Source organism: Desulfoplanes sp., from assembly GCF_054921335.1.
Genome location: NZ_JBUDSQ010000144.1, coordinates 1 through 3,683, shown reverse-complemented (window position 1 = coordinate 3,683; position 3,683 = coordinate 1). Strand labels below are relative to the sequence as shown.

Here is a 3,683-nt window from a genome sequence, read left to right as displayed (position 1 = left end):
TCGATGAGGTCGATTTTCTGGTCGGCAATGAATGCGGCCAGTTTGTTGACGTCTTTTCGTGCCTCCTCGCTGCACAGACACAGACACCCGCCGGTGAGCAGTCCGCAGAACAGCGTTGAAACCGAGGCGTCAAAACTTGTTGCTGCGAACTGCAGGATGCGGCAGCCCGCATCCAGTCCAAAGCTTGTACGGTGGGAAAAGGCGAGGTTCACCACCCCGTAATGTTCCAGCATGACCCCCTTGGGAGTTCCGGTGGAACCGGATGTGTAGATCACATAGGCCAGGTCCCTGGAGGTGTTCACGGGAACCGGGCCGGTATCCGGGCTCTTTGCTATCTCATCGAGATAGGCATCGATGGCCACAGGCTGGGTTTCCTGCTCGGTCAATGCAACCAGATCCCCCATGCAGTTTGAAGAGGTGAGAATCATCCGGCAGGCGCAGTCGTTTATCTTGAATCGCAGTCGTTCCTCTGGATCGCCCAGATCAAAGGGAACATAGGCAGCTCCCGCCTTCAAAATTCCCAGGATGGACACGACCATGTGCACGCCGCGTTCGATATAGATGCCCATCAGGGTATCGCCCGCTATTTCCTGTCCCGTAAACTCGGCATAATCGCGCCGGAGGGTATGGGCCAGCTGATTGGCCCGGCGGTTGATCTCCCGGTATGACCATGCTTCCCCTTCAAAAACCAGGGCAGTGTGCTCAGGCGTTTTTGCAACCTGTTCTTCGAAAACCCGGACGATGGTTTTTTCGCAGGGATAGGCGGATGTGGTACCATTCCAGGCATACAGTATCCTGTCACGCTCTGCGGGGGAAAGAAGGGGAATGTCTTTGATGGGTGTCGTGGCATCGCGGACCATGATGGAGAGAATTTCCAGGTAATGCCCGGCCAGACGTTCCATGGTCGTCCGTTCAAACAGGCTGGTGGCGTAGTTGAACGTGCAGGAGATTACATCCTCCGCATCATCGACCAGCAGGGTCAGGTCGAATTTGGCGGTCTTGTAGAGCTCCGAACTGGTGACGGGTTTGAGAAAATCCAGGATTCCGGATGTTTCATCCTCGCCGAAACTCTGCAGGGTGAACATGATCTGAAACAGGGGGTGGCGGGAAGGGTCTTTCTTCACCTGCAGCAGATCGATCAGTTTTTCAAAAGGAAGATCCTGATGCAGCTGCAGTTCGGACAGGGACGAGGCCGTGTTTTTCATCAAACCCTCAATATCCAGATCCGGCGCGAACCGGCACCGAAGAGGCGTGGAATTCACGAAAAACCCGATCAGATCATCCAGCTGGGCATACTGCCGGTTGGCCGTGGGCGTGCCGATGAGCACGTCATCCTGGCCACTGTACTTGTGCAGCAGGATACAAAAAGCGCTGAGAAAAACACTGTACGCCGTGGTGCCGTGATGTTGGACCATGTCTCTCACCTTATCCGAGAGTTCGCGGTCCAGCCGGATCACATACTCGTCCCCGTCGTACAACACCCTGGCGGGCCGGGGCTTATCCAGGGGAAAATCAAATGTTTCATAATCATGAAGCGTTGCTTTCCAGTAATCGAGTTCGGCCTGCAGCACCTCTCCGGAAAGATACTCCCGCTGCCACGCGGCAAAATCACGATACCGGATATCCAGTTCGGGCAGGGAGAGTTTTTCGCCATCCTTATGAAAGCGGTACAAGGCACCGAGCTCACGCAGAAAAACATCCGCCGACCAGCCGTCAAAGGCGATATGATGGATAGTGATCAGCAGGTACGTCGTGGTCTCGGCATGGTACACGACAACCTTGATGGGATACCCCTCGTGCAGATCAAAAACCGTGTTGATGTCCCTTTGTACCCTGGCCTGAAAATTCCTGTCAGCCAGTTCCACCTCGAGAATCTCGGGAGGCTTTGTCCCCACCTGCTGATACACCTCCCCGCTTTCGCTTTTGACAAAAACAGTACGCAGAACATCCTGCCTGTGAACCAGATCTGCGATACTCTTTTTCAGGGCCGGGATATCGGTATCTTTTGCAAGTTCATAGAGCATGGGGATATTGTAGGCCGTGCTGCCGCCTTCATATTCCTCGATAAAATAGAGGCGCTCCTGAGCAAAAGACAGAACAGCCGTGTCACCCGGGCAGGGTTCGATCTTCACCACCCGCTTGAACCGGCCCAGCTCCCCGCACAGTCCCCTGATGGTTTTCAGGTCAAAGAGCGCAGCCACCGGGATCTCTCGTTCCAGCAGCCGGGTCATGGCATGGCAGAGCCTGATGGCCACAATGGAGCTGCCCCCCAGCCTGAAAAAATCATCGCCGATGCCGACCTTTTCCATACCCAGCACGTCCTGCCATAATCCGCACAGGGTTTCTTCCATATGGTTTCGGGGAGGCACATAGTTGGCCGCGTCCCCGGCAAAAACGGGCTCGGGCAGACCCCTGCGGTCGATCTTGTCATTGACCGTAAGGGGCATGGCCTCGAGGTGGATGAAGTACTGGGGCACCATGTAATAGGGAAGCAGTCCGGCAAGATGATCGCTGAGGGTATCGGCCTCCATACGCTGCTTTGCCGTGAAATACGCGCACAGGTATTTGCTCCCGTTATGCTCACGGCAGATGACCACGCACTGGGAAACACCAGGACAGGCAGCCAGCTTGTTCTCGATTTCCCCAAGCTCCACCCGGAAACCGCTGATCTTCACCTGATCGTCATTGCGTCCGATATATTCGATGGTTCCGTCGGGCAGTCGGCGGGCAATGTCCCCGGTCCTGTATATTTTGGGACTGCCCCCTGCTTGCTTGTCCTCTTCCCGGGCAAAGGGATCGGGGATGAATCGCTCACCGGTCAGCTCAGGACGGTTGAAATAGCCGCGCGCCAGACTGTTGCCGCCGATATACAACTCGCCCGGCACCCCCACCGGCACGGGCTGCAGGGTGTCATCAAGGATATATGCGGTTTTGTTCTGAAGGGGTCGGCCGATATTCCGGTTGGATCTCGTGGTGTCATGCAGACCATAGGTGGTGCAGATGGTGGCCTCGGTCGGGCCGTAGGCGTTGTACAGGTGTACCTGACCGCTCCAGTAGTCCATCATGGATTTGTCGCCCACATCGCCCCCGGATATCAGATACTCGAGGCACGGGATTTTTCTTCTGGGCAGGTTGCCGATCATGGAGGGCGTGGAGATGAAGATGCCGATCTCGTTTTCCGTGATGAATGCGGCCAGATCCTCGCCGGAGAACCGGCCGATGGAGCCTATGATATGCAGGGTAGACCCGTTGAACAGGGCCAGGGCCAGCTCCGTCCACGAGGCATCGAAGTTGATGGAAATGCTCTGGATGACATTGTAATAGGTCCGCGACAGGGGAAAATGGTTCAGGTGGTAGGCGATGAAGTCCACCACCCCGGCGTGCCGGGTCATGACGCCCTTGGGTCTTCCCGTGGACCCGGAGGTATAGATGATATAGGCCAGATCATCCGGCGTATTGATGGGGGCGGGATTGGATGTCGGGGCCTGATCCAGTTCACCAGCGTAGGAATCAAGACTGACGGGAAGGGTATCGCTCCCGGTAAGAAAGACCAGGCTTTCCAGGGCGCTCGACAAGGTCACGATCATCCTGCAGGCGCAGTCGTTGATCTTGAACCGCAACCGTTCCTCGGGATCGGCCAGATCAAAGGGCACATAGGCTGCCCCGGATTTGAGTATGCCGAG

Annotated in this window: 1 protein-coding gene; it reads right to left on the bottom strand. The window is 56.2% G+C overall.

What is annotated here, in order from left to right; all coding sequences use genetic code 11:
• On the bottom strand, positions 1-3,683 hold a 3,683-nt coding region (locus ACY692_RS14505; protein ID WP_462326092.1), incomplete at both ends, for an amino acid adenylation domain-containing protein.